Consider the following 25,948-nt stretch of genomic DNA (forward strand, 5'->3'; position numbering starts at 1 on the left):
CGTATGACACAGTTTAAAAATTTTAGTTTCTACTACTTTTTATAATTTTGAACCGGAAATCTGGCAGATAATGTTAAACCCTGCTTCATCCTCAGATACCAAATCAATCTCTCCAGCCTGAATAGCATTTGCAAGTTCCTCAGAACTAATTACTACCTTTCCATCTACCACTTCCGCATTCTCTGCGATTTCATATCTGTTCATTATTTTTTTCTCCCTTTCTAATTATATTTTTCCGATACCACGACATATACACAACATCGCTGCTGATTCTTCCGCATTCAGATCAACCGTTCCCTGAATAAAGTTTGCCATCTCCTCAGCGTCAATCTTCACATCATTTACTATCTCTTTAGTATCTTTATCCATTTTATGCTCCCTCATCGTGCATCTTATAACTTTGTGCTTGAAATCTGGCAGATAATATTCCATCCAGCCTCATCCTCAGATACCAAATCGATCTCTCCAGCCTGGATAGCATTTGCAAGTTCCTCAGAACTGATCACTACCTTACCATCAACTACATCTACCATTTCCTTACTAAATTCATAATCTCTCATCATTTTTTCCTCCTAATCAAATGAAATAATATAACTGATACCGTTATTCTCCTCTTGCTCGCTTGGATTTACTTCTGTGTTTAAAATCTGAATTGGCACTTCGCCATCTTGAACAATGGTCATATTCGTATTTTCCGTTTCACTACTCACTTAATTCACCTCCCTCCTCATACGGTGCCATAACTGTAAACAAACTGTATGTTTGAGTTTGTTCTGTATCTTCCAAGGCCCTAAATTTATCAAAAAGTGCATCTATCTCATGCTTGAACGCTTCCATATCCTCTAATTTTACTTTCATAAAATATGAGCCTATCTGATATGGTTTGTTTTTATGAGTTCCTGCACATTTGATTGCTTGTTTTGTCATTACAGCAAAATGATGGGCTGTAAGCTCATTTTCACATTGCTTACTAGACTTACTCTTGCTCAAATCATTAATAATTGATAAATCTTTAGATACTAATGAATATTCTTTTTCAAGTAGACCATTTGTTAACTGAGTTTTCTTTTCGGTTACAATACCTGCTAATACCAAGCGATTTAAATACATTTGTGTTGAAAAATTTGGCATCTTCAATCTACGAGAAATGTTCTCACTTGTTTGTTTTGAATCCAATAATGTCAATAAAACATCAAAGGCTCTACCGGATAAAATATCTTCATTTAATTCTTTATCCTCTTGAAACATATTCATTTCATAAATGCATGATAATTCTGGACTACTCATTCTCTTCTCCCATTTTTCTAGCTGACTAAACTAGTTATTTGTACATTCTCTACTAACTCATCAACATCTACTTCGCCTATACAAGCTAGGCCTAGATTATCCATATTAAACACCTTTCTTGATGTTTCATTCACCATTTCGTTGGTTATGTCTCTAATCGCTCGAACCTCATTTTCGATATAAAAATCTTTATCCATAACAGCACATTTTCCTATGCATCTTAAATGATCTGTTATATTGTCTACCGATAAAAGCAACATTGTTTCCATTGCTTTCTTTTCATTTTCTATTTCATATTCGGAAAAACCCTTTTCATTTGCCTCATTTAAAACAGCAGTCATAATTTTTGCAATTTCAACTATATTTTTCTTTTCACTGACGGCCATAAAACCTATGGTACCTCTCTTACTATAAAAACTATCGAATCCACCTAAGTTATATGACAATCCACGTTTCATTCGAATTTCCTCTATCATTCTGGCGTGTAACCCGCTTTGACCAAGCAATCTTACTGCCATCTCAATAGACGGTCTATTATAATCACTGTATCCTGTTGTTCTAAATCCTAGTGATAAGACTGCACTTACCCCCTGTCCCTTGTTTATATATACACCAGGTGTACTTTCAACTGCCTGCTCATGAATCAATAACTTTTTAGTCTCCCAATCAGAAAAAATATCTTCTATTTGATTTAAGAGCTCAGCATATTTAATATCTCCAATTACAACCAAAACTGAATTATTAGGTATATATGCTTTATCCATAATACTTGCAACTTGCTCTCTCTTTGCATTTCTTATATTTTGGATATCACCCATTATTATTTTTCCAGTTCCAGTATTTCCCCATAGAGCCGAACTGGTTCGTTCCTTTATTTGCTGAAAAGCAGAATAGAAACCTATAGCTTCCTGTTCTACTACACTTTTTTCATTCTCAAAAAAATCTAAATCAAATTCTCGATTTTCTTTAGCAATACATCCTAGTGCCTGTAAACACGTACCCAACGTTCTACTTAAACCTGTGAAATAGTAACAGGTATACTCCTTCGTAGTTGCCGCATTATATATAACTCCCTCTGCGGCAGCTTCTTCCATCAAGTTTTGATATTTGTTATTCAGTCTATTGTGAGGATTTAATGCCAAGTGCTCTGTAAGGTGAGATAATCCATTATTATCATCAGTCTCATAGCTACTACCTTGTTTCACCCACAAACCACATGATGTAGTTCTGGTTTGAGGTATCCTATGTAACACTATACGTAATCCATTTTCCAAATATGCATTTACTAAATCGTACACTTATTTGTTCCTCACTCATCTATTTGATGATTAAAGAATAAAAGACTTTCAACATCAAAAGAATAATCAAAAATAGAAACTACAATGTTTCCATTTAGTTAAAAAAATAAGAGTCAGCTCAAAGCTAACTCTTATATCTGTCATGTATTAATCTAATAGACTTAGTTACTCAAGACATTTATAACACGCTGTATCGTGTGGAAGGCTTCGTAGTCGTAGCGCTCTACAGCTTCGATGACGATGATATCGGCGTTCTTAATGTCTCCATGGATTTCGCCCATGTAGTCGCGGTGTGCGAAGGTGCAGTTCGTGAAGTCTTTGGAGAGATATGGCATCATATTTACACGGAAGCTGTCGCCGATTAGGCACAGCTTCTTTTGATTTGCTCCGTTGCTTGTAGTGCGGCAAATCATCTTTTCCAAGTTCAGACCTTCAACAGTAATCTCAGGACGATAATCCACAGTCTGCTCTACGTCATCATGACTTACCATAGAATCCGGTATACCCATGTAGGTATAAAGCTCATACTTCTCAGCATCCTGCGTACCTGTAATCCACTGAGTTGGATCTGTTTGCTCAACTCCCATCCTTGCATAAAGAGCATTTGTGCCATACAAAGCTCCCAGATAATTCCAGTGACTATCATATTTGTAGTAAATCTGATAATTGTTGGAAGCCTCCATCTCCTCCAATAGAGGATAAATAAATGGAGCGGTTGCCTCATACTGCATTCTCTCGTAAAGCTGCTGAATTCTACGATAGCTGGTTGCTATTTCCACTGTCGGCATATACTGAGGGTACACAGAGGATTTATTAGGCGCAATATAAACATAAAGCTCCTTCCCCTTGGCCTGGCAAATCGAATTCAACTGATTCACCAGATTTATATAATGGACTGTATCATCTTCACTTAATATATTTGTTCCCTGATAGCATTCGATTTCATTCTCACCATACAGGAATAGCCAACCACCACGGCCGATAATTATGTCCTGATAAGTATGAAGTGGGAAATAGAATTCATTTTCTGCTTCTTCCGCTGCAGGAGCCTGAACCTCTTCCCCAGGTACAATTGGCTTATTAGTTTCTCCTCTGTCCACCACAGTCTTCTTTTCTTCCGCCTTGGCACTATAGAACTTCTGACCAACTGCTGTGGCTACCACCTGATATTTTTCCTCTATTGCATCGTTAAGTGCCTTATACCATGAAATCAGAGTGTATCTAAATGGAATTCTGTCATCAATATAGCCTGAAACACTCTCACCTGTATTCAACAGGTTGCCCCAATCTATCTCCTGCATTTCACGTTTCTCGGTTTCGACGATTGAAAGCTTATTAAACAACTCATGATTTGATAAACTCAGCGCACTACCTCCTACCCATGGAAAAACAAGGATGGCAAGGAACACCAGGATGAATATGCGGTTTTTAACATTAGTGAAATTCATGGGCACGCCTCTAGAATTGATAATAAATAAATGGATTATAGGTGTTGTTCACCAAAAACAGCAAGCTCAACAAAAGCAGACCCAGACAAACAAAGGCGTTTCCTTTCACTGCCTTCACACTCATGTGAGCCTGAACAAATCCTCCAAACAAGCATGCAAACACAAAGGTAATCACACTCATTCCAGACAGATAATTAAGTAGATTCAGTGGTCTAAATCCACCCACAAACATTCTTGAAATGTAAGTAGCTGCAGCCATAATCGTATTGGCTCTAAACACTACCCAAAGCAACGTTACTATAATAAAAATCAGCAATCTATTGAAGAACTTAATTGGATTCTTCTCAAGAAGCTTTCCCAAAAACAATCTTTCAAGAATCAAAAGTATGCCATACACTACTCCCCAAACCAGAAAGGTCCAGTTTGCTCCGTGCCAGATTCCTGTAAGAAGAAATACTACAAAGATATTGAAATACATCTTCACCGCAGAACATCTGCTTCCGCCTAATGGAATATATACATAATCCCTAAACCAGGTGGAAAGTGAAATGTGCCAGCGTCTCCAAAACTCCCGGATTGATTCAGATCTGTATGGATGATTAAAGTTTTCCTTGAAGTCAAAGCCAAACATCTTTCCAAGTCCAATTGCCATATCCGAATATCCACTAAAATCAAAATATATTTGGAAGGAATAGCAAAAAGCGCCAAGCCATGCTACCGTGCAATCTAGCTGTGATATATCCATATCCCAGATCTTATCTACCACAGACGCTAATGTATTTGCAATCAGTACCTTCTTGCTCAGGCCAAAACAGAATCGCTTTATTCCCTCTGCAAACTCATAAGAACCGACACTTCTGTCTGTAAGCTGTCCCGCAATGTCCTTGTAATGTACAATCGGGCCTGCTATCAGCTGAGGAAAGCAAGAAATATATAGCGCAAAATAAAATGGATTTGTCTGAACATCTACATCATCTTTGTAGACATCAATTACATAAGACAATGCCTGAAATGTAAAAAATGAAATTCCAACTGGAAGTATAATCTCTGGAATTCCAAGAGCTCCTGTACCAGTTCCAGATAATACCCCTGCTGTTCTTTCTGCATCAGTGAGTTCACCAGCATAAAACAAATTTTCAATTGTAGCGACAAAAAGGTTGAAATACTTAAAGAAAAAAAGCAGTCCCATATCGCAAAGAATTGCCCCTATGAGCCCCACTCGCCTAAGGCCATCCCCATGACTTTCCTTAGAACACAAGAATCCGGCGCCCCAGTTCACAAGAATAACCAGAGCAATCAGCAATAGATATTTCACCCCTCCAAAGGCATAAAATATCAGGCTGAATACCAGCAATATATAATTAGATACAATGATTCTGCCCTCGGTTCCACCACATAATACCTTTGGAACACCATAGTAAACTAAAAGGCAAAGTGGCAGAAACACTGTGCAAAATATTAATGAGCTGAAAACCAATTTATTCTCCCCTGGAATCGTTAAAAATCAGCTTGCTGAATGGCTTATTTTTGTTGAACCATCCAACCACCTTGTCGCAGGCAAACGCCCCCGCAAATGTGATTACTGTACACATTACCGCTTTGACTGCAAAACTTGAATCAGCCATAAGCTCCTGAACTAATCGAATAGCATAAAACTGATTCAGATAAATCATGAGACTGACTTTACCTAACCATCCGAATATAGGCTTGTCGAAAGTCTCATGGCATGGGTTAATATCAGAAAATGAAAGTGTTACTCCTACCCAAAGCACGAAAATAACTGGGTAGCTATAGTTTACATCAACCTCTGTGCAGGCATAGTTGAAAGCAATCAGATAGCAGACAACCTCAAGTATGGCCAATAAAATCTTCCCCGCCTTGGAGAAATTATATCGTGAAAACTGACGAGTCAGACTGTAGGTACAACATCCAAGTGACATTTCAGAAAGTCCTCTCAGGAAGCACTTATAAAACATTCCTGTCCAACCATCAACACCTGCAACGCTGTCATACTCATGAGCCATATATCCCAAGATGAACAGTGCCAGTAGCGGGCATATTATCTTTACAAAAATATCATAGTGCTTGCGCAGCAATGGGTAAAAAATAAATGTAACCATAAGCCAAACATCAATGTACCAGGTCAGCTTGTTAACCCAATTGCTGTCAAAACCAAATACCTGCAAAAAGAAAATGGAAGCCCAGGAATCAATAACATAATGATACCTGTCAATTGCCGTCTTCTCTAAGAAATACGCATTTGCGATAATTGTAAGAATGATTGCAAACAGATGATATGGGAAAATGTTCCAGAACTTTTTCTTCATCATCAGCGCTGTCTCGGTACCTATAAACTCCGTAGACTGCTCCCGCTTGGCATATGCTCCTGCGGCAAGCAAGTAGCCTGAAACCAGGAAGAAAAACTCAACCCCAATATACCCTCTGGAGAAGAAATTGAAACCAGTGTTACCAATTTCAATCACACCACCATCTGCAAATCTCTTATGGATATGAAAAAACAAAATAGCTAAAGCAAAAATAAAACGTAAAAACTCCACCCGTCCATTTTTCTTAGGCTTAGTCATTCTTTAATCTCCATTAAAACTAAATTATAAATATTAATATATATATCTATTATACCCAAAGTACTCTTTAAAATAAAATAAAAAAAGCCTTCCCCGTAAAGGGGAAGGTGGTTAGTTGTTTTCTCTCTTTGCAATGGCTCTAATAATCTTTCTACTTAAGAAGAATGAAATAACTGCAAGAATTCCATAGACGACTACATTAACCCATGCCGATGTCCCATTAGTTCTTGCTGCCTCTGAAGCAGTTGCAAGATCTGTGCCAATTATTTTTAAAGCATAATTTGCAGCTATCATTATAGCCATATTGAAGCCATTTGTAAGCATATGCATAATAACTGAAGTAATTGTGCTGCCACTGGCTCTATTCGCATATGCGAATAATACTCCAAGGACCCATGCATAACAAAACTGATTAAGGTTCAAATGAAGTGCTCCAAACATAAATCCAGAAAGTACTGCAGCAGCACCGAATGGCATTACATTTTTCAAGCGGTTATGGAAGAAGCCTCGCATTACAATCTCCTCACAGATTGGAGCAACCACTACTATTGCCAAAAGTGGCAAGCCCATTGAATCTCCAAAAATGCTGTCCATGTTCTGCACCAGGATGTTTGGTACAAAAAGCTGTGATAAAACATTTGCAAACATATACATTGGTGCTGATACAAACGTGAGTAAAACTGTAAAGAAGAATGTGCTTACCTTAATCTTCTTAAAGCCATAGGCCTCTAACTTGTCACCCTTTTTGAAGGTGTAAATTAAAGTAACAAGTATTAAAAGTGCATCTAAAACCAATGTGCTAACAAGCACTGAAGTGTTTCCAAGTTTTGGCAATGCAAATGATACTGCTAATTCAACGATTATCTCTATCGCAAATACGATAATAAGTTTTATTAATTCTACTTTGTCTACTGTTCTAGTCTCCATATATTCTGCCCTCTCTATAAGTTTGTGTTAACTGCCAGTTTTCTAAATGTATACCAATTAATGATTACGCCAATAGCAATGAATCCCAAAATTGATGCCCATACAATGCCCTGATTGTAGAATGGATTTATAAACATCTCTACTACAGTTGCTACGAAATCTACTGCTCCCGGAATCACTCCAATCAAACGTGGTGCTCCAAGGAATAAGCACATAAATGCTATGTAGAATACCCAGTAAGCTGCCTTTCCATATCGAAGAATATTGTTCCCAGCCAATCCTTCTATCAGCATTAATAATCCATAAAAAGCAAATGCTATTTTTAGAATCAGTGCTGCACTCATACTTCTCAAAACTAGAATTGAAACCACCGCAACTATCAGGATTTCTAATAAATCTACAATTCTGCTATAAGTGAAAAGTGTGCGCCTTGTCATTCCAAAGCACAGTCCTCTGGTTACTTCATCAACCATCATAAACAGCTTAATAAACACAACAACCGAGCAGAATATTCCAACTGTCATTCCATACATCATTGAAATATACTCACTAGCAGACTCACCATCTGATACTCCTGTAACACGAAAAATACCATATAGTATTACGTCCAGAACAAGAATACCTATTATGATAAATAAATTATATAGCTCGGTATTCTTCTTCAGTTGAGCCATAGCTTTTATATTTCTACTCATAAACCCTCCTACATAACCATACACTTCTGTCCCAGCTTATATGCCCAGAATTCAAATAATCCAAACAGTACCAATGCCAGAGCTATTATCAATCCTGTGCTCATGTTAAAAGATTCCAAAACATCTATATCTAAAAATGTAGTAACAGATGCGAAAGCTCCGAAGCATCCTGCGATAAGACCGATAATAACCAGATATACTTTACCGTACTTCTTTATCTTGTATCCGATCACCTGACCAATTGCACCAGTTAAAGCTGCAACAACTGCTGATATAAAAATAATTGGTATCCATCTTTTATTATCTGTTGTAACTGCAATTGTTAAGTAAATAATTGTGTTTAAGATAATAAATGTGAACTGCTTAATTATTTCTCCAACAAATACGTCCTTACGACGTGCTCCCATAGAAAGAACCAGGCTATCAAGCCAGTTAGGCCCATATACTGCATAGATAAGATTAAAGAGTATCATAAACATTATTCCGCACATCAATGACATTCTTGTAATCTGTTCCAGCATACTGGCAGTATCTTCTGCCATTAGCGCCCACTCAACACAAAGAATCGCCTGAATACCTAAGATTAACAGCATCATCTTAAGTCCCTGAATAAAGAAGTACTTTGCTGATCTTTTAGAAAGTTCGCTCATTTCTTAAGCCTCCTTTCTTTCGTCTACGCACATTGCATAGAAAAGATTCTGAAGTGGAACTGGCTCAACCTGAACGGCCTCTCCAAAATCAACTGCTGGCTCATCAGCAAGAACTGTGACAACCTTGTTGCGTCCAATGCTCTCTGGATGATAAACCTTTAAGCCATCAACTGCCTTCTCAACAGCCTCTATCTCTCCGCTGACACGATACGCTCTTGCAAGGAGTTCCTCTGTGTTCTCCTCGAATTTAATCTCACCATCATCGATGATGATTACCTTCTCAAATAAGCTTGCTGCTTCTTCAATAATATGAGTACTGATGATAAATGTTCTTCCTGTGTTTGCATATTCCTCAATTACAAGCTTGTAGAACTGCTCTCTTGCAACCACATCGAGACCTGCGACTGGCTCATCAAGAATTGTAATATCTGCCTTGCTGGCAAGAGCGATGATAATAGTAACTGCTGAAAGCATTCCTTTTGAAAGCTTGCTTACACGCTTCTTAGGATTGATGTTGAAAGCCTCAACTAATTCCCTTGCATAATCCTCATCCCAATTTCTATAGAAGGACTTTGCTGTAGAAAGATAATCCTTAACCTTCAATGTATTAGGACCAAACATTGTGACCTGAGAAATCTCTCTCGAGTAGCAGATATGTGAAAGTGCCTCCTCGTTTTCCCACACTGGCTGGCCATCCAAAGTAACTGTTCCCTCTGTGGCTGGATTCTGTGCTGTGAGAATTGAAAGAAGAGTTGTCTTTCCTGCACCGTTTCTACCGATTAATCCGTAAATCTTACCAGTTTCGATTTCAACATTTACATTCTTAAGAACTGTATCCTTCCCATATTTTTTTACTATATTTTTACCTGATAATGTTCCCATAATGCCTCCTTTATATTTGATGATTACATCTCTTTGCTTGAATCTATCATTTTCTTTAAGTCTTCCTTACTAATTCCGATAAGCTTTGCTTCTGTAATTATCTTTTTAACGAAAGTGTCATAGAAGCTTTCCTTCCTTGCTTCCATAATCCTTTCCTTTGCCCCCGTTTGTACAAACATACCAATACCTCGCTTCTTGTAAAGAATCTCCTTGTCTACCAATATGTTGATTCCCTTCGCCGCCGTGGCTGGGTTAATCTTGTAAAACTTTGAAAGCTCCGTGGTACTGGGAACCTGCTCCTCTTCATTTACTATTCCTCGAAGGATTTCGTCCTCTATCATTTCGCTTATCTGCAAATAAATTGATTTATCTTCCCCTAAATTATCAAGCAAGTGACTCACCTCCTTTAGTTCATCGGTTAATTACTTGTGTAATTAACCATATCACCATATAAGTTTTCTGTCAACCCTTTTTCCCCCTTAAATGAAATAAAAAAAGAGGTAGATAATAATTATCCACCTCATCAGTCAGCTTTCCCAGCCTAAATCTTTATTTCTAATCCGACTCTCATCTGCTGCACTCTATCTCCCAATTCCTCCTTCAATATCTCAAACGCTCTATTCTTGGTGCAGTGCCCTGTACAAATATATTCCACTTCCGATTCCTTTAGTTCTTTGGCAACTTTCCGTACATGCCTCTCACTCTTATTAAACAAATGCATACCACCAATATAGCCATAGACCTTTTGATTTGGAAATGTACTTTTAACTTCATTTATGATGTTCAGTACCCCACCATGGGAACAACTATTAAGAATTACAAGCCCTTTATCAGTATCCAAAACTAGGCTCTGCTCATGAGAGAAATCATCTGCTTTCCAGCCATGAGCAGTCTTTCTATACATCATCTCTCGACGTCCAATCCAAGATAGTCCCTTAGTTTTATGGGGTATTAGATACACTCCATTGCAGAGCTCATAATCTCCTTCAAGAAATTCAATTCGATTGGCATAATCAGTCAACAAATCTTTAGGTATCCCATTATACCTTGCTCCAAATAATTTAAGATGGTAGCAGTTTGCGTCAACCGCCTTTCTAAGATAAAACTTTGCCTTAGAATTCTCCTGCATGAATTTTGGAATTCCATTTGCATGGTCATAGTGAGCATGGCTCAGCACTCCATAGTCAATATCCTTTATATCAAATCCAAGTGTCTTAAGATTCTCTGCAAAAAGCTCAGACTTTCCCGTATCCAATAATATTTTCAGTTCACCATATTCAATGAGAATACTTAATCCCCACTCACCCTGCAACAATTCATCCTTTGGAATATTATCCACAATTACCGTAAGCTTTGTTTCCATTTTTGCCCCCATGATATTTTCAACCCAATTCTATTCATATCATAACATACCCAAAAGAAAACAGGCTAAAATCTCATTGATTTTAGCCTGTTCACTCTACTCTATGCTATAGCTGTTCTTTTTATTTTTCCTGTGGTGTTTCTGATGAATGGTTCTGTCCTAACATCTAGGCATGTGATATGTCGATAACTTGGTTGTGAACTGTTGTAACTGTCGATAAACTCCTGCAAAAGTTTCTCAACGGTCTCAGGGGAAACACCTCTGGAAAAAATCTCATCCTGATCCGGGTAAATACTTGCTGTCAGCCCAGTTCCATTTCCGGTTACTATAACCTCTCCCACCAATGGATTCAATCCCAGTTTGTTTTCGATTTCTTCAGGAGAAATGTTCTCCCCGTTTGACATAATGATCAAATTCTTAACTCGTCCATTGATGAATAGATATCCTTCCTCGTCCAGATAACCCTTATCACCTGTGTGAAGCCATCCATCTTCGGTAAATGCCTCACTTGTTTCCTCCGGCATCTCATAGTATCCTTTCATAACACTGGAGCCCTTTACCAGAATTTCGCCGTCCTGGAATTTTATCTGCACGTTCGCAAGAGGCTTACCTATTGATCCAGCCTTATGACAATCCACCGTGTTAGTGGTAATGACTGGCGAGCACTCTGACATTCCATAGCCTTCCAATATATCGATACCGTACTTCTCAAACTCATGGATATAAAATGGGTCCAAATGAGCTCCACCTGTGAAAATTATTTTCAGATTTCCGCCAAAAACAGTTTCATAGACTATGTCCTCTGGAGTATCTCCAAGTGTTCTCAGTCGCTTATAAATTGACTCAATCATTAATGGAACCATAAGCATAACTCTAGGCTTAAAAATGCTTATATTTCTAACCATATGCATAAGTGAATCATTAATACATACAATAGCTCCCAAGGAAAAGCCTTTAAGCCAATCCATCACCAGACAGTATGCGTGATGAATTGGTAAAACGCTCATCATTACACAACCTGGGTCCACTACATAGTCAACATTCCTTACATTTTCAAATAGATTGCGTTGTGTAAGCATTACTCCCTTACTTTTTCCAGTGGTTCCAGATGTATAAATTATTGTGCCTACAGAATCTTCCGCCGCTCCTTGAACGTCATCCTTTCCTTTTCCAAGGTCAATCAGTTCTGGCAGTGCTCCAATTTTTGCATTAGGAATAGTAAGTTCATAGGAATCCTGAAGCAACCATATCTGCTTAAGCTTATGACAGCCAATTAATATAGGCTCAGCCAAAGCTATCAGTTTTGGGCTAAGGAAAAGAACTTCTACCCCAGCTCGGTTCAATAAATCAATTAAATCATCAGCTGGAAGAAGGGCATCAAGAGGAACCGCCACATTTTGACCAGTTACAATACCTAAGTAGCTTGCTATCCACTGTAGGCTACTCTCTCCAATGAGTCCTATATGTGAATCAGTAAATCCATTGCTGACAAGACCCTGCCTTATACATCTAACCATTTCATCAAGCTTACCGTAGCTGGCCTCAGAAATATTTCTCTTTTCAAGCCAGCGAACTGCAGGCAGTGCACTGAAGCTGGTTGCAGTATCATCCCAAAGGGTGCGTAAATTATTCATGGCTAAGAAACCTCCTGTAGTGTATGGAATGAAATCGCTAATCTAAACCATATTACTCTTAGCAAATGTCTAATCATAGTTAGCTCACCTCCTGCAAATCCTGAAGCATTGAAAGCGCCTCTCCGACTGTGCGTATTTGAACTACCTGCTCCTGCTGAAGTTCAACATCAAATTCATCCTCCAGCTCGCCCAAGAAAGACATAAAATCAAGTGAACTGAAATCCAAATCCTCACGAAATCTGATGTTATCTGTTAGTGCCTCTGGTGTAGCCTGACAATACTGTGAAATAAGTTCTTTAAATTTTCTTTCTAATGACATAACAGCTCTCCTATCTTTATATCTGGTTTTTCAACTCCCTCAAAAATAATTTTCATCAAGTAGTAGTTAAACAGCTCCACATGCTTTTCGTTTAGATCCGCTGTCTGATAGTGATAAGAAAAATTCATTCCACCATCCTCTGTATAGGAAACTGTAAGATACATCTTCTTAGTGGCCGCGCCGTTTGCAAACCATTTGCTGTGCATCGGTATATCCTTCAGGTATGGGTTTTCCATTTTAACAGGAAGCGGCTGATAGGTGAGATAACAGCTTTCATAGGTTGTATTCTCAGGAGTGCCATAGCGTTTCTTTATCTCATCGTAAATCAGCTGAGGATCATAATTGCTATGCATATAAATCTGATTTTGCATGTTCTGGATTATATATGCGGCATCCATAAAGGACGTTTCCGGCCTTATACAGGTTCTGCAAGGAAACATTATCGTTCTGCTTCCTCCCGAGGTCCATTCATCCCTAGTGGAGCGTCTCGAGATGAAATTTTGGATGGAAATATCCTGCTGCCCGTTATTCATTTTTGATAAATAGGTTCTCATTCCTAATAGAAGAAGATTTGTCATAGAAAGCTGATTGTTCTGGCAAAAATCAATCAGCCTTTTTGTGGCATCCCCATCCAGCCTGTAATCCTTTACTGCTACGAACAAATCCTTCAGCTCTATATCTGCAGCTCTGAGGTTTTGATTGTTGTGAAGCTTCCTTGCTCTATCTAGCACCATTGGTCCCTGAATATCTGAATATAATGGTTCTCCCCATTTATCTAAAAGGTCATCCCAAAACTTCTTATCTCTTGTGAAACGCTTCACATTTTCCTGCTTAGCCAAATCATTCTGTAAAACAGTTTCATAATCAGCCAAGTCAATTGGCATATCAGCTCCAAATCTAAAATGAGTGTAGAGAGACATAATATCATTGGTTAGGACAACCACTCCACAGGAATCTATAAGTCGATGATCCATGTGCAGGAAGAATCCGTTGTAACCCTCAGGCAACTTCATCATAAAGATTTCAAACATTGGAATATCGCTACCATCAAAAGTCTCGTATGCCCAGGCTTGCATTACTCCATCAGCTTTCTCCATGGTCAGGTCAGATAAATCTTTAATCTGAATCTGTTTTTGCACATTATCTGTTATGTACTGTCTGATGTTGCCCTGGGCGTCGGCCTTCGTAAACTGTACCCTCATGCATCCATATCTCAGAATTTCCATTTTTATGCATTTTTCAAGGAGCTTAAAATCTAAATCAGCCTTTAGCGATGCAACAATACTAAGTCCTGACACCTGTTGCGTACCGTATTTACGAATCCATCTGTAATGAAGATTTTGAGCTGGCGTTAATGCGTATTTTTTCATAACTTTCCCTTTCATTGCCTAGTTCAATAAACTGTTGTTTAACTTTGCCAATGAAAATATCACAATAAATTTACAAGTTCCATAGGGGTTATGACTTAATGGACATTTCTTTTAGAAGTGACCAAAAGATATCAAACATATTTCAAAATACTGTTTGATAAAATGAAAAGACGGATTAGACTCTTATGAATCTAATCCGCCTTCCATAAACGGAAGTATTCCATTTAAGAAAATTCGAGTTAATATATCAGCAATTTCTTCAGCAGGTGTTTCGCAGTGTTCTGCTGTCCATTTATGAAGAATGCCAAGTGTAAGTCCTATAGTACTGGCAATCATATACGAAAACAGCTGCTTATTTTTGATGGTCACAGAACCACCTTCACTGGCCTCTGCCACATATCTATGAAACATCATCATTGCCTTTTCAAGGAAACTGTCGCCTCGAGGGCTGTGCAAAATACTGGCAAGGAAATGATTTTCCCTGGTGTAATTGCAAATTGCCAAAAAATAGGAGTGGCAAAGCTGATGATCATCTTTCGGATGAAAGCTCTCCATAAGCTTAAATATATCATCTATTGTCCGGTCCTCTGCTGCCGCAATAAGTGCTGGCACATTTTCATAATGATTATAAAACGTGCTTCGCACAATTCCAGACTTCTTCACCACATCCGCAACTGAGATTTTTTCAAAGTCCTTCTCCCTGCTGAGCAGGAAGAAGGACTCAATTATAGCATCCTCTGAAGTTGTATATCTCTCGTCTAATTCATTCATTAGCTTAATACTGGCTTCAAAGCCTCTGCAAGCTTATCCTTCATTGCCTCTGCCTCTGCAAGATCCTTACCCTTTGTAGTGAAGTAAGTCTTAATCTTTGGCTCGGTACCAGAAGGACGAACAACTACTGTGCATCCATTCTCAAGACCATAGATAAGAACATTTGCTGAAGGAAGTCCTGTCTCAGCTGTGTTCTTGTAGTCTGTAACCTTAGAAACCTTGATGCCTGCAAACTCTGCTGGTGGGTTTTCACGAAGTGAGTTCATGATACCAGCCATTGTGTCCATACCTGAAAGACCTGGGAACTCAAATGAGTCTACCTTGTTGAGGTAACGGCCATACTCTGCATAAATCTCTTCAAGACGCTGCTTAAGTGAGCTTCCGATGCTGCGATAGTAAGCAGCCATCTCGCAGATAAGCATTGAACCGATAACAGCATCCTTATCACGTACATAAGGGCCTGCAAGGTATCCGTATGACTCCTCGAAACCGAAGATAAATCTATCAACCTCTCCATCAGCCTCAAGACCGGCAATCTGATCACCAATCCACTTAAATCCTGTAAGAACTGAACGAAGCTCAACACCATAATGCTCAGCAACTGCATCTGCAAGCGGTGTAGAAACAATCGACTTAACTGCTACAGGATTCTTTGGCATTGTGCCCTTTTCGATACGACCTGCTGCAATATAATCAAGAAGTAGTACGCCAACCTCGTTACCAGAAACAAGCTCGTAGCTTCCATCTGGACACTTCATAGCGATACCTACACGGTCTGCATCTGGATCTGTAGCAAGCATAAGATCTGCACCCTCAGCCTTAGCAAGCTCAAGACCAAGCTTAAGCGCATCAAAGATTTCTGGGTTTGGATAGCTACAGGTTGTGAAGTAGCCGTTTGGATATTCCTGCTCTGGAACGATTGTGATATCTGTGATACCAATGTCGTTAAGAACGCGTGTAACTGGAACTAAGCCTGAACCGTTGAGTGGGCTATAAACAAGCTTGAGACCTGCTGTCTTGCAAAGACCTGGACGAACCTGACGCTCCTCGATTGCTGCATAGAAAGCATCCTTGCAATCGTCTCCAACAAACTTGATAAGTCCCTTCTCAACACCCTCTGCAAATGACATAACCTTTGCGCCTGTGAGCACATCAGTCTTCTGAATCTCAGCATAAACGATAGCTGCTGCATCATCTGTCATCTGGCATCCGTCTGGACCATAAGCCTTGTATCCATTGTACTTAGCTGGGTTGTGAGAAGCTGTAACCATGATACCAGCGTTGCACTTGTAGTAACGAGTAGCAAATGAAAGAGCTGGAACTGGCATAAGTGCATCGTAAATACGAACATTGATGCCGTTAGCTGCAAGAACACCAGCTGCTGTCTTTGCGAAAACATCACTCTTAAGACGTGAGTCGTAGCTGATTGCAACTGTCTGGTTGCCACCCTGAGTCTTAACCCAGTTTGCAAGGCCCTGTGTAGCCTGACGAACAACATAGATATTCATTCTGTTTGTACCTGCACCAAGCACACCACGAAGACCTGCTGTACCGAAAGCAAGTGCTACAGCGAATCTGTCCTTAATTTCTTCATCATTTCCGTTGATTTTGTTAAGCTCTGGCTTAAGATCACAATCCTCAAGATCTGCCTCGAGCCAACGCTTGTAATCATCCATATACATACTCTTCATCTCCTCATATTTGCTTAAAAAACTTCTTTAATTTTAAGTAATTCAGTTAGACATGTCAACCTGACAAAAATAAAGGGAAACCCGACAAAATCAGGTCTCCCAAGGATAACTATTTTATGAATCAAAGAACTGACGACCATCATCAGTAACAAGTCTATCAGACTTTGGATACTCAAAGATTGCATCATTGTTTGCATTCTCCTCAAGGTACTTAGCAAACTTTTCAGCATGCATCTTAGCAAGCCATAGATTGTGCATAAGGTAGTTTCCACAGTTCTCCTCATTTGTTCCTGGCACACTGTCTGCATCTGCTACAGACTTGAATGCTCTAAGAAGAAGATCGTGAATCTCCTTAGGTGCGCGACCGCCCTTTAAGATAAGGTAAAATCCTGTAAGGCAGCCCATTGGTCCCCAGTAAATTACTTCATCCTTCCAATCAGGGTCATTGCGAAGAAATGTAGCAATGATATGCTCAAGTGTGTGCATTGCAGCCACATCAACAAATGGCTCCCTGTTAGGTTTGGTAACTCTAATATCGTAGGTTGTGATAACGCTACCTCCAACTTCATCCTGTCGGCTAATGAAGATACCTGGGACGATTTCTCTGTGATCAACTGAAAAACTTGGTATTAAATCCATTTTATTCCTCCTATTAATTCCAAATCTATTTGAGTCTTTCGATAACCTCTAAAACAATTGCAATCGACTGCTGTGCTGCCTTTCCAGCAAACGTGTTATAGTCCATTGCACTTCCATCTGCGTCTGAGATAGAACGAATAAGTGTGAAAGGCACATTATTAATATAGCATACATGTGCAATACTTCCGCCTTCCATATCTGCAGCCATAGCGTTGAAGTTCATGTGAATCTTGTTACGCTGTTTATCTGTATCTACAAATAAATCACCAGAAGCAATTACTCCTGTTTCGTGAGCAATACCCATATCTGTAAGAGCCTGACATACTACCTCGTTGAGCTCCTTATCTGCCTCGAAATTAATCACATTGATTCCTGAAACAAGACCAAGTGGATCTCCAAGAGCGCTTGTGTTCATATCATGCTGAACAGCTGAGGTTGCCACTGCTACGTCAAGAACCTTTAAATCCTTTACAAGAGAGCCTGCCACACCGATATTAATCACATGATCTACACCAAAATGAAGAATCATAATCTCTGTACAAACTGCTGCAAAAACCTTGCCTACACCACTGACTGCGGCAACTACTTCAATACCGTCGATTTCACCCTTAACGAATGAAATGCCACTGATTGTCTCCTTTACCGAATTCTTGATGGATGGTTGAAGATTCTCAATCTCCATCTGCATTGCACCAATAATTCCTAATCTCATACTATACTCCTTTTATTTATATACTACAGATTTTGCAATCTTTTCTGCTGCCTCTTCCCCTTGGAAAGTCTTGATAATCTCAAGAGCAAATGGAATAGCTGTTCCCAAGCCTCGGCTTGTAATAATATTTCCATCATGGCATACAGAATCTGCAGAAACCTTTGCTCCGATTAAATCGCCCTCCATTCCTGGATAGCAGGTAGCCTTCTTGCCTTCCAAAAGTCCTGCCTTTCCAAAAACTGTAGGTGCAGCACAAATTGCAGCAAGCTTCTTTCCAGAAGTGTTAAATCCATGAATCTGATCCATAAGAGGCTCACACAAGCCAAGATTCAGAGTACCTGGCATTCCACCTGGAAGTACCAGCATGTCTGCCTCCTCAAAATTTACATTTTCAATAAACTTATCACAAAGAGTTGTGATTCCATGGCTTCCCTTTACCTTCTTATCTCCTGTAATGGAAACAGTCTCTATCTCTATTCCTGCACGTCTAAGTAAATCTACTACTGTAAGGGCCTCGATTTCCTCGTGTCCCTCTGCCATAAAGATTAATACCTTACTCATGTCTACCTCCCATCTTCGAAAAATATTCCACAATATCCTTATAATAGCACAAAAGGAGCCGAATTGCTCGACTCCTTTTATTAATTATTTCTCTAATAGATTCCTTTTACAACCTATATTTATGCATACGCATCAAATCTACTTCCTGACATGTTATATGTATTGCCAACACCTTTCATGCTATAACCTGTGGTATTCATGAATTTTGCAGCAATATCATTAAAGGAACTTGCTGCCTGAAGTGTCTTTTGCTGAAGTGCCGCCGGATCCGCAGCTTCTTCAACCTCTTCTACCCTTGCATTCGGGTACTGGACAGGATGTGTGCCATTGACTCCAGCAGTCTGCTTGGTAGTCTCAGCATTGTACACATCAGAAAAACCTGCTGTGTTCTCAACAGCATAGTTCATGGGTTGAATAGTTCCCACCTGATCATATGAACTTATTCCACTAATAGGTGCAATAGCCATAGAAAACCCTCCAAAGATGACTATCGTAATAGTAGCACGTTTGGAGGGCTAAAAACCAAAATACACAAACTTTAAATATTAAAATCTTAGATTAGACACAAAGCAACATAGACTCTTTTTCAGTAGAAAAATCCACTTCCTGTTCCTTATGCATGATGCATCAAATGAAAGTTTTTAGAGGGACTATGATGCTTTGCTGTTGCATGAATAAATAATCCCAGGAATACAAATGCTGCAATTATTCCAACTGGGTAAGCAATTGTCGTTGATAAGTGTAAGCACTCTGGTGCGCAGAAGAAATAGGTTACAGAAACAGCTGACATAAATACGGCTGGCACCAATGTAATAATGTATTTCTTCTCATTTTGGAACAGATACATTGAAGCTGTCCAAAGAGCTATCATAGCAAGTGTCTGGTTCGACCAGCTGAAGTATCTCCAGATTACACCATAATTTAACTGACTAATTAATGCGCCTGCTACTAAAAGAGGTACACAAATATATAATCTCTTGAGATAATGCTTCTGCTCAATCTTGAACCAGTCTGCAATAACAAGTCTTGCAGAACGGAATGCTGTATCACCTGAAGTGATTGGACAAGCTATAACTCCAAGCATTGCAAGCACGATGCCAACACCGCCCATTGTCTTTGTACATATATCATATACGCAGGTTGCCTGACCATTTGCAAGCATCTCTGTTAATCCTACAGTCAATCCACCAGTTCTCGCATAAACAGCTGAACCAGCTGCTGCCCATATAAGTGCGATGACACCTTCACTTACCATAGCACCATAAAATACCATGTGGCTTTCCTTTTCTGTGCTACAGCAACGAGCCATCAAAGGTGACTGTGTGGCGTGAAAGCCTGAAATAGCACCACAGGCAACTGATACAAACATCATTGGCCAGATAGGTGTAGTTGATGGATGAAGATTTGCGAATTCAATTTCTGGAATAGTATAGCCGTGAGTAAAGATACCAATTGCAACACCAACAGCCATGACTATCAGGCAAATACCAAATATTGGATAAAGCTTTCCAATAATCTTATCGATTGGAATAAATGTTGCTATGAAGTAATATAGCAATATAATTGCAAGCCAGAAATATGTATTAGTTAAAAGACCTGAGCCACCCTGATTGCCAATCAAAAGCGAAATAAGACCTGCTGGTCCTACTGCAAATACTGTACCTACCATTACAAGAAGAACTACGCTGAAAATACGCATGATAGTCTTCATAATATTTCCAAGATACATTCCAGTAAGCTCTGATACACTCGCACCATCGTGACGCATACTCATAAATCCTACTGAAAAGTCATGAACGCCACCCGCAAGGATGGTACCAAGAGTAATCCAAAGGAACACTGAGGTGCCCCACTGTGCGCCTGCCAATGCACCGTAAATTGGTCCAAGTCCAGCTATATTTAAAAGCTGAATAAGGAACAACTTCCATTTTGGCATTACTACGAAATCAACTCCATCATTGATTCGCACCGCAGGAGTTTCTCTGTCGTCTGGACCATAAACCCCTTCCACAATTCTGCCATAAACAAAATAGCCACCAATGAGTACTGCTAAACAAACTAGAAAGCTAATCATACAATAATTCACCCCCATTCTTTAACATGTCCCAACGGACCCTCTCTAAGGCTGATTATAGTTCTCGTAAATAGACAGTACAATAATGGTGGGAAAAATTTCACAAAAAAGACATAAAAAAGGCTTCCCCGCAAAGGGAAGCCACATATACACCTCATCTGTCACCTTCGGTGACAGCTTCTTCTCCGCTGCCGCTCCGGTCGGCTCGGGGCAGAGGTCCACTGGACCTCTCTCGCCCTCAAGGAGAAGCCTATCTTAAGAATCCTGCTACAATCTGCTCCTCAGCTTCTTCCTCTGTGAGTCCAAGAGACATAAGCTTGATAAGCTGATCTCCAGCAATCTTTCCGATGGCTGCCTCGTGAATAAGAGCAGCATCTACATTTTTAGCGTCAAGCTTTGGAATAGCTACAACGTGTGCATTGCCCATGATGATAGCATCGCAGGCTGCATGTCCGTTACAAGCTGTGTTACCTTCGATTGAAACCTCAAAAATCTGCTCTGAATCATCCTTTGCAACAGAACGTGAAACAACGTCTGCGCTAGAGCCTTCACCGTTAAGAGCTACCTTATAATCTGAAGTAGCTGTCTGTGAACCATGAGTCATAAGAGCCTCATGAATAAGAAGAGTAGCACCCTTCTTAAGCTCAGCAAGATTTGTGCGGACTGTAGAATCAACTCCCTTAATCTGCACCATCTCCATCTCTACGTAGCTGCCTTCCTCCTGGTAAACCTCTGTAACAGGATTAAGGATACGAGCGCCCTTACCGTCGCCCTCGCCGTAGTGCTTTTCAACATATTTAACTCTGGCATTCTTTCCAACGTGGAATGTATGAATACCATCGTGCTGAGAATCCTGATCTCCGCAGTTGTGAATACCACAACCAGCTACGATAGTAACATCTGCGTCTTCGCCAATATAAAAATCATTGTAAACCATATCCTTAAGGCCGCTCTCTGAAAGAACAACTGGGATATGAACGCTTTCGCCCTTTGTGCCAGCCTTAACGATTATATCAATACCTGGCTTATCTTCCTTTGAAACAATGTCGATGTTTGCTGTAGTATTGCGACCAGCGCTAGTTCCGTTGGCACGAATATTGTAAGCGCCCTGTGGAATGCTATCTAAGTCAGCAACCTCGTGTAATATATTCTTCTGAATTGCATCAAGAGCCATTACTGGTCACCTCCTAACTTCTCGCAGGCAATGCTTGCTGCGGAATCTGTACCAAGAAGCTCTGGAAGGATTTCATCCTTAGGTCCCTGCTTCTTAACCTTGCCGTTTTCGATAACAACAATCTCGTCAGCGATGTTAAGAATACGCTCCTGATGGGAGATAACAATAATGGTACCGTTAACTGTCTTTCTCATATTTTCAAAAACCTTGATAAGGTTCTGGAAGCTCCAAAGATCGATACCAGCCTCTGGCTCATCAAAGATAGAAAGCTTTGTGCCACGAGCAAGAACTGTAGCGATTTCGATACGCTTAAGCTCTCCACCTGAAAGTGATGCGTTTACCTCACGCTCCACATAATCCTTTGCACAAAGGCCAACCTTTGAAAGGTACTCGCAGGCTGCTGCAACGGAAATCTGCTCTCCAGCTGCAAGTCTAAGTAAATCGATTACTCGAATTCCCTTGAAATGAACTGGTGCCTGGAAAGCAAAGCTGATTCCCATTTTTGCTCGTTCAGTGATATTTTTCTCTGAGATATCAACACCGTCAAGAATAATCTGTCCTGATGTAAGCTGATTAACACCCATGATAAGCTTTGCAAGTGTAGACTTACCACCACCATTTGGGCCTGTAATGACAATGAACTTGCCATCTTCTACTGTTAGGTCGAGGCCGTCGATGATTTCCTTTTTGGTATCACCCTCGTCATCAACCCTGTAAGTAAGGTTTTTGATTTCTAACATTTTAGTACTCCTCTATTATATGTGTATCAACGGATAATGCCCTGCCAGAGGCAATTACCCTACAATCTTTAGGTCAATTCTCAAGTGCCCTATTATAATACCACGAAACACTTGAAATAAGTGAATTAATTTAAAAACAAAGGGCCTAGTGATAATCATTCTCACTAGACCCATATTTTTAAATCGAATAATACTCTTTTAAAACCTTATCGTTGATTATTCCCTGATTAATCAGCGAATAAATCAGCTTATAACTCTTGTTATTGTAATGGATTCCATCCTTGGATGACAGCTGACCGAGCACCTGTGAATATGTATCGATATAGCTGATATCAGAGCTTAGCCCCTGCTGCATACGAGCATTCCAATTTTCAATAAGCTCATTTGTGATTCCTGGATATGAGCTTGTCTCAAAAACCATTGGATTAACAGAAACATAATATACATTGGCTCCAAGTGCAGTCCACACTGCTGCCTTTTCATTCAAATACGAAATATATTTCTTAGTATAGGAAAGGCTGCGAACATCGTTTACACCCATCAGAATAACTACATCTGTATTTGCATTAATATCCGACTCAACTGCTGGAACTCCGGTACTCTTCATCCAGGTTAGCCCCATGCCAACCTTTGCTGACCAGACATTATTGTCCTTTCCAACTGCTCCCTTCATTCCGACTGTTCGTGAATCACCAATAAAAACAATCTGGCGACTCTGCTGCTCGGCTGTTACCGCTGCAACCTGTTGCGCCAATACTGCCTGAGCATCTGCCTCAGCATTTACATCCGTTGTATCAGCAGCATTTAAATTATCTGTAACAATCACATCCTCAGTGACTGGAATCTGCTGTACCTGAATCTCTTCAGCCTTGGTTCTATAAACAGGACCTGCACACAATACTAACAACAGGGCAAATGAAATAATACTATAAATTCTCTTCTTCATATTTTCTTTCTAATTTAACTCTATCCACTGTAATAAGTTGCATACATAATACTATAAACTTTTATGTAAATTATTACAAACTTGTTGCATTATACAGCCTAATTGTGTTCAATCTGTGTCTTAGCGCAAATATTTTTGAAGAAGTTCTTGAATAGTAAAATACACCTATTTTTCAGCTATAATCCTATAGCAGTCCGGACGTCTGTCTCTAAAGATTCCCCAGCTTAATCTATTGATTGCTATCTCATCCAAATCGTAGGTATGAATTAATATCTCTTCCTTGTCCCTTGAGGCTGACTCTTTAAGCTCTCCTGTTTCATCTGTCATGAAGGATGAACCGTAGAAATTAAGAGCCGACTCCTGCCCACCATTTTCCTTCGATGGTTTAACCTCCTCAAAGCCAATACGATTTGCCGCCACTACTGGCATAAGGTTAGCTGCTGCATGCCCCTGCATTGCGCGTCTCCAGTGAGGCATACTGTCACACTCGATAATAGGCTCACTGCCAATCGCTGTAGGGTAGAATAAAATCTCAGCTCCCTCAATTGCCATAGTTCTGGCTGTTTCTGGAAACCACTGATCCCAACAAATTCCAACGCCGATTTTGCCATACTTTGTATCCCATACCTTAAAGCCTGTATTGCCCGGTGTAAAATAGAATTTCTCCTGATAGAAATGATCATCTGGTATATGAGTCTTGCGATATACTCCAAGAATCTCTCCATCAGCATCAATCACTGCTACACTATTAAAAAGCACGTTTCCATCCTTCTCATAAAAGCTAACAGGGATAACTACTGATAGCTCTTTTGCAACCTTTTTGAAGTGTTGAACTGCATCGTTCTCATAAACTGATTTCGCAAAAGCATAGTATTCGTATTGACGCTCCTGACAAAAATACTGACGCTCAAAAAGTTCTGGAAGCAGGATAATTTGAGCGCCCTGTGAAGCCGCCTTGCGAAGCATTTCGTCTGCTTTTGCGATGTTTTTTTGAACTTCTGTAGTGCATTGCATTTGGATTGCTGCTACTGTAACATTTCGCATACCTCTTCTCCTTTTGGTATCTGTTGCGTTATGCAGTGGATATTCCCACCACCAACTATTATTGCTCTTGCATATATTGGGTAAATCTTGCGCTCTGGGAAAAGCTTTGTCAGGATTTCAACAGCCACACAGTCATTTTCGTCTCCAAACTGTGGCACAATTACGCCACCGTTTGAAATATAAAAATTCACATAACTTGCTGCCAGGCGTTCGCCCACCTCACGGACATCCTCACCCTCTTCAAACTCGTATCCTTCAAGCTCTTCTGCTGTGATGCATACAGGAGCCTTTGGAATTGGGAGCTTATGAACTATAAAATTGCGTCCCTTTGCATCAGTTTCCTTTTCCAGCACATCAAGGTTTGCTTTACTCATAGCATACTGTGGGTCGCTCTCGTCATCTGTCCATGCAAGCACTACTTCTGCAGGCTTAACGAATGCACAGATATTATCCACATGCTCATTTGTTTCGTCATTATATATTCCACTAGGAAGCCAGATAACCTTCTTCGCCCCAAGATATTCTTTAAGCTTATCCTCAATTTCCTGCTTTGATAAATCAGGGTTGCGCCCCTTACTCAAAAGGCAGCTCTCTGTAACAATTACAGTCCCTTCGCCATCAGCATGAATACTTCCTCCCTCAAGAACAAATGGGTGGGCGTCATACACATCCATATTAAGGGCATCACAAATTATCCTTGCAGCTTTATCATCATTATCCCAGTGCGCATAAAGTCCATCAAAATCTCCGCCCCAGGCATTAAAGCACCAATCGATACCTCTCACCACACTGCCATTTACAACACAGGTCGGTCCAACATCTCTTGCCCAGGCATCATCCGTATTTATCTGAAGTGGGATGATATTTACATCCGTATTGAACTCTGATTGCACTTCTGAAATATGCTCTTCATCAGCAAGCATCCATACCTTTTCGCTATCCGCAATAGCTCTGGCAATTTGTGCAAATGCCTGCTTCGCTTCCTTCCCCTCATAAGGCCATGAGCCTGGTCGTACAGGCCAAATCATCACAGTACCTTCATGGGTTGAAAACTCTGCAGGCATATAAAATTTATCTTTAGACGGTGTATTCTCTAGTTTCATAATTCGTATTTACGATAATCTATTTTTAAAATCCT

At 39.9% G+C, this 25,948-nt stretch carries 30 protein-coding genes; all 30 read right to left on the reverse strand.

Translation table 11 applies throughout. From position 1 onward, the window contains the following. Positions 1 to 39: 39 nt before the first annotated feature. Complete coding sequence (locus FXF36_RS16290; RefSeq protein WP_167511332.1) at positions 40 to 204, reverse strand: hypothetical protein; 165 nt, start codon at positions 202 to 204, stop codon at positions 40 to 42. A 21-nt stretch (positions 205 to 225) separates the two neighbouring features. Then, positions 226 to 369: a hypothetical protein gene (locus tag FXF36_RS16295; protein WP_167511333.1), complete on the reverse strand. Its 144-nt coding sequence runs from the start codon at positions 367 to 369 to the stop codon at positions 226 to 228. 23 nt (positions 370 to 392) lie between these two features. Further along, positions 393 to 563 carry a hypothetical protein gene (locus FXF36_RS16300; protein WP_167511334.1) on the reverse strand — a complete coding sequence of 57 codons (171 nt, stop codon included), beginning with the start codon at positions 561 to 563 and terminating at the stop codon, positions 393 to 395. A gap of 9 nt (positions 564 to 572) precedes the next feature. Continuing rightward, positions 573 to 710 carry a hypothetical protein gene (locus tag FXF36_RS16305; protein WP_167511335.1) on the reverse strand — a complete coding sequence of 46 codons (138 nt, stop codon included), beginning with the start codon at positions 708 to 710 and terminating at the stop codon, positions 573 to 575. Next, a complete protein-coding gene (locus FXF36_RS08420; RefSeq protein ID WP_151623333.1) occupies positions 703 to 1,287 on the reverse strand; it encodes a hypothetical protein in 585 nt (194 codons plus the stop codon). Before FXF36_RS08420 ends, FXF36_RS16305 begins: the two co-directional genes overlap by 8 nt. 17 nt (positions 1,288 to 1,304) lie before the next feature. After that, the gene (locus FXF36_RS08425; RefSeq protein ID WP_151623334.1) at positions 1,305 to 2,585 is read right to left on the reverse strand and encodes a M16 family metallopeptidase; all 1,281 of its coding nucleotides are present in this window, start codon (positions 2,583 to 2,585) and stop codon (positions 1,305 to 1,307) included. Positions 2,586 to 2,746: 161 nt separating this feature from the next. Continuing rightward, on the reverse strand, positions 2,747 to 4,033 hold the full coding sequence (locus FXF36_RS08430) for a DHHW family protein (RefSeq protein ID WP_151623335.1): 1,287 nt from the start codon (positions 4,031 to 4,033) through the stop codon (positions 2,747 to 2,749). A 10-nt stretch (positions 4,034 to 4,043) separates the two neighbouring features. Then, positions 4,044 to 5,480: an MBOAT family O-acyltransferase gene (locus tag FXF36_RS08435; protein WP_202880046.1), complete on the reverse strand. Its 1,437-nt coding sequence runs from the start codon at positions 5,478 to 5,480 to the stop codon at positions 4,044 to 4,046. A 31-nt stretch (positions 5,481 to 5,511) separates the two neighbouring features. Beyond that, positions 5,512 to 6,618 carry an acyltransferase family protein gene (locus tag FXF36_RS08440; RefSeq protein ID WP_151623337.1) on the reverse strand — a complete coding sequence of 369 codons (1,107 nt, stop codon included), beginning with the start codon at positions 6,616 to 6,618 and terminating at the stop codon, positions 5,512 to 5,514. A gap of 111 nt (positions 6,619 to 6,729) precedes the next feature. After that, positions 6,730 to 7,545 carry a CPBP family intramembrane glutamic endopeptidase gene (locus FXF36_RS08445; protein WP_151623338.1) on the reverse strand — a complete coding sequence of 272 codons (816 nt, stop codon included), beginning with the start codon at positions 7,543 to 7,545 and terminating at the stop codon, positions 6,730 to 6,732. Between the two features lie 14 nt (positions 7,546 to 7,559). Beyond that, positions 7,560 to 8,240, reverse strand: a complete 681-nt coding sequence (locus tag FXF36_RS08450; protein ID WP_151623339.1) for a hypothetical protein — start codon at positions 8,238 to 8,240, stop codon at positions 7,560 to 7,562. A gap of 8 nt (positions 8,241 to 8,248) precedes the next feature. Continuing rightward, positions 8,249 to 8,890 carry a hypothetical protein gene (locus FXF36_RS08455; RefSeq protein WP_151623340.1) on the reverse strand — a complete coding sequence of 214 codons (642 nt, stop codon included), beginning with the start codon at positions 8,888 to 8,890 and terminating at the stop codon, positions 8,249 to 8,251. 3 nt (positions 8,891 to 8,893) lie between these two features. Beyond that, a complete protein-coding gene (locus FXF36_RS08460; RefSeq protein WP_151623341.1) occupies positions 8,894 to 9,772 on the reverse strand; it encodes an ABC transporter ATP-binding protein in 879 nt (292 codons plus the stop codon). A 23-nt stretch (positions 9,773 to 9,795) separates the two neighbouring features. Next, the gene (locus FXF36_RS08465; RefSeq protein WP_151623342.1) at positions 9,796 to 10,164 is read right to left on the reverse strand and encodes a GntR family transcriptional regulator; all 369 of its coding nucleotides are present in this window, start codon (positions 10,162 to 10,164) and stop codon (positions 9,796 to 9,798) included. A 149-nt stretch (positions 10,165 to 10,313) separates the two neighbouring features. Beyond that, positions 10,314 to 11,135 carry an MBL fold metallo-hydrolase gene (locus FXF36_RS08470; RefSeq protein WP_151623343.1) on the reverse strand — a complete coding sequence of 274 codons (822 nt, stop codon included), beginning with the start codon at positions 11,133 to 11,135 and terminating at the stop codon, positions 10,314 to 10,316. A gap of 101 nt (positions 11,136 to 11,236) precedes the next feature. After that, complete coding sequence (locus FXF36_RS08475; protein WP_151623344.1) at positions 11,237 to 12,769, reverse strand: AMP-binding protein; 1,533 nt, start codon at positions 12,767 to 12,769, stop codon at positions 11,237 to 11,239. A gap of 79 nt (positions 12,770 to 12,848) precedes the next feature. After that, positions 12,849 to 13,088 (reverse strand): acyl carrier protein, encoded by a 240-nt coding sequence (locus tag FXF36_RS08480; protein WP_151623345.1) that lies wholly within the window; start codon positions 13,086 to 13,088, stop codon positions 12,849 to 12,851. Next, positions 13,079 to 14,458 carry a condensation domain-containing protein gene (locus FXF36_RS08485; RefSeq protein WP_151623346.1) on the reverse strand — a complete coding sequence of 460 codons (1,380 nt, stop codon included), beginning with the start codon at positions 14,456 to 14,458 and terminating at the stop codon, positions 13,079 to 13,081. The genes FXF36_RS08480 and FXF36_RS08485 overlap by 10 nt, the downstream gene beginning before the upstream one ends. 183 nt (positions 14,459 to 14,641) lie before the next feature. Beyond that, positions 14,642 to 15,229 carry a TetR/AcrR family transcriptional regulator gene (locus FXF36_RS08490; RefSeq protein WP_151623347.1) on the reverse strand — a complete coding sequence of 196 codons (588 nt, stop codon included), beginning with the start codon at positions 15,227 to 15,229 and terminating at the stop codon, positions 14,642 to 14,644. After that, the gene (locus tag FXF36_RS08495) at positions 15,229 to 16,911 is read right to left on the reverse strand and encodes a phospho-sugar mutase (RefSeq protein ID WP_151623348.1); all 1,683 of its coding nucleotides are present in this window, start codon (positions 16,909 to 16,911) and stop codon (positions 15,229 to 15,231) included. Before FXF36_RS08495 ends, FXF36_RS08490 begins: the two co-directional genes overlap by 1 nt. A 123-nt stretch (positions 16,912 to 17,034) precedes the next feature. Further along, entirely contained in the window at positions 17,035 to 17,559 is a 525-nt protein-coding gene (locus FXF36_RS08500; protein WP_151623349.1) for an S-ribosylhomocysteine lyase, read from the reverse strand. Positions 17,560 to 17,584: 25 nt separating this feature from the next. Continuing rightward, entirely contained in the window at positions 17,585 to 18,271 is a 687-nt protein-coding gene (locus FXF36_RS08505; RefSeq protein WP_151623350.1) for a 5'-methylthioadenosine/adenosylhomocysteine nucleosidase, read from the reverse strand. Positions 18,272 to 18,283: 12 nt separating this feature from the next. Beyond that, the gene (locus FXF36_RS08510) at positions 18,284 to 18,832 is read right to left on the reverse strand and encodes a DJ-1 family glyoxalase III (RefSeq protein WP_151623351.1); all 549 of its coding nucleotides are present in this window, start codon (positions 18,830 to 18,832) and stop codon (positions 18,284 to 18,286) included. Positions 18,833 to 18,951: 119 nt separating this feature from the next. Further along, on the reverse strand, positions 18,952 to 19,299 hold the full coding sequence (locus FXF36_RS08515; RefSeq protein ID WP_151623352.1) for a hypothetical protein: 348 nt from the start codon (positions 19,297 to 19,299) through the stop codon (positions 18,952 to 18,954). Positions 19,300 to 19,445: 146 nt separating this feature from the next. Then, positions 19,446 to 20,906 (reverse strand): carbon starvation CstA family protein, encoded by a 1,461-nt coding sequence (locus tag FXF36_RS08520; RefSeq protein WP_151623353.1) that lies wholly within the window; start codon positions 20,904 to 20,906, stop codon positions 19,446 to 19,448. A gap of 250 nt (positions 20,907 to 21,156) precedes the next feature. After that, positions 21,157 to 22,080, reverse strand: coding sequence for a SufB/SufD family protein (locus tag FXF36_RS08525; protein WP_151623354.1), 924 nt, complete (start codon positions 22,078 to 22,080; stop codon positions 21,157 to 21,159). Further along, a complete protein-coding gene (locus FXF36_RS08530) occupies positions 22,080 to 22,820 on the reverse strand; it encodes an ABC transporter ATP-binding protein (protein WP_151623355.1) in 741 nt (246 codons plus the stop codon). Before FXF36_RS08530 ends, FXF36_RS08525 begins: the two co-directional genes overlap by 1 nt. Before the next feature lie 178 nt (positions 22,821 to 22,998). Beyond that, positions 22,999 to 23,766 (reverse strand): SGNH/GDSL hydrolase family protein, encoded by a 768-nt coding sequence (locus FXF36_RS08535; protein ID WP_151623356.1) that lies wholly within the window; start codon positions 23,764 to 23,766, stop codon positions 22,999 to 23,001. A 165-nt stretch (positions 23,767 to 23,931) separates the two neighbouring features. Next, the gene (gene aguB / locus FXF36_RS08540; protein ID WP_151623357.1) at positions 23,932 to 24,810 is read right to left on the reverse strand and encodes an N-carbamoylputrescine amidase; all 879 of its coding nucleotides are present in this window, start codon (positions 24,808 to 24,810) and stop codon (positions 23,932 to 23,934) included. After that, positions 24,792 to 25,913, reverse strand: coding sequence for an agmatine deiminase (gene aguA, locus FXF36_RS08545; protein WP_151623358.1), 1,122 nt, complete (start codon positions 25,911 to 25,913; stop codon positions 24,792 to 24,794). Before aguA ends, aguB begins: the two co-directional genes overlap by 19 nt. Positions 25,914 to 25,948: the final 35 nt, after the last annotated feature.

The organism is Pseudobutyrivibrio xylanivorans (assembly GCF_008935055.1).
Classification (GTDB): domain Bacteria; phylum Bacillota; class Clostridia; order Lachnospirales; family Lachnospiraceae; genus Pseudobutyrivibrio; species Pseudobutyrivibrio xylanivorans_A.